The sequence below is a fragment of the Tritonibacter horizontis genome, assembly GCF_001518015.1.
Lineage (GTDB): Bacteria > Pseudomonadota > Alphaproteobacteria > Rhodobacterales > Rhodobacteraceae > Epibacterium > Epibacterium horizontis.
In genome coordinates this window covers 1-1472 of record NZ_LPUY01000123.1, presented here as the reverse complement: position 1 = coordinate 1472, position 1472 = coordinate 1, and the positions used below count along the sequence as shown (strand labels likewise).

Sequence of the window (1472 nt, the reverse complement as noted above, 5' to 3'; positions counted from 1 at the left end):
TCTCCCGTCGGCGCCTATGGCCTCACCCAGATCATGCCCGGCACCGCCAGCGATCTCGGCATCAACCCGGATTACTATGACAGCCCTTACCTGCAGGTGCATGGCGGCGCGCGCTATCTCGCGACCCAGCTCAACACATTCGATGGCAACATCATCAACGCGCTCGCGGCCTATAATGCCGGACCCGGCCGGGTTTTCGAGTATGGCGGCGTGCCGCCCTTTCGCGAGACCCAGCACTACGTCCAGGTGATCCCCGAACGCTATAACCTCTATTTGACCCGTATCGGCGGGATCGAAGCGCTTGGCACGATCGACCCCGCGCTTCTGGCCAATGCCAACCTCTCGCTCACTGGGCACGGCGCGGCCTTCTATGGCAACAACTCACCCGCCGCGATCAGGCAAGCCGCCCTGCGCATCGCGGATATCGTCGAACGGATTTCCGAGACCGAGGATGTGCAGGAGAGCGTTGCGCTCAACACTTATGCCCGCGCCGAACTCGTGCGTCTCGTGGCTGCCCGCATCCGGCTTCAGGCCGCCCGCACCCGAGTCCTCTCCGCCGAAGAGCTAGCCCAGGCCAGCGCCCGCATGGCCGAAGGCGCGTTCATGGATTTTACGATCAGGGAGATTGAATGATGGGACATCTGCTCTTGAGGACAGCTTTGGCCACGACACTTGGGGTTGGTCTGCATCTTGGCGCCCTATCCCCTGCCCTCGCGCAAGGCGTGCCCGTCGTCGATACCCAGAACATCGCGCAAAACATCCAGCAGCTGCGGCAGATGATCGAAGACGAGATCCTGCAAAACGAGCAGCTCACGCAGCTCCGCGAACAGCTTGCCACACTCACGGATCAACTCGTGGAGCTGCAAAGAACCTATGAAGCGCTCACCCGACTTGCCGAGCTTCCAGAAATCATCCGGACGGAAATGGAAGACGAGTTGAACGGTCTGCTCGACCAAGAATTTGGCGACATCCTCGCCACGATTGAGGCGATCAAGACTGGGGATTTCTCGGGCCTCTCGGGCTCCGGCGCAGGCGAAATCGAAACCCAGATGGATCGGGTGCTGGCCGATCTCGGATTTGACGATGACACCCTCTCGGAAATGGCCACGAGCGGCAATCCCGGGGCCAACCGCGTGGCGACGCAGGCCACCACCGGTGCCCTTGTCTCAACCGCCGCCCAGAACAGCTATGAAGACGCAGGCCAATCGCTCGAGCGGGTCGACCGCCTTGTGGGGCTGATCGATGACATGGACGAACTCAAGGAAAGCATCGACCTCAATACACGCGTGACAGCTGAATTGGCCATCGCCCTCGTGGCAATGTGGCAGCTGGAAGCGATTCAAACCGTGGGCGATGGCACCGGCGGCGTGATCGATGCCGCCACCATCGCCGAGGAGCAGCGCTTCATGGATTTCACGCTGCCCGAGCTGCGGGCCGAGTGAGTGCGGGGTGTGACGCGTGGCGAGTGAACA

2 protein-coding genes are annotated in these 1472 nt (G+C 61.8%); both read left to right on the top strand.

Annotation, left to right across the window (positions count from 1 at the left end):
- Positions 1 to 633: lytic transglycosylase domain-containing protein (locus TRIHO_RS20220; RefSeq protein ID WP_131811234.1), on the top strand; the 633-nt coding region annotated here is incomplete at its 5' end.
- Positions 633 to 1442, top strand: a complete 810-nt coding sequence (locus tag TRIHO_RS20215; RefSeq protein ID WP_068248128.1) for a type IV secretion system protein — start codon at positions 633 to 635, stop codon at positions 1440 to 1442. The genes TRIHO_RS20220 and TRIHO_RS20215, both read left to right, overlap by 1 nt.
- Positions 1443 to 1472: the final 30 nt, after the last annotated feature.

Coding starts and splice junctions, on each gene's coding strand:
- TRIHO_RS20215 (WP_068248128.1), top strand. CDS start 633: ATGGGACATCTGCTCTTGAGGACAGCTTTGGCCACGACACTTGGGGTT.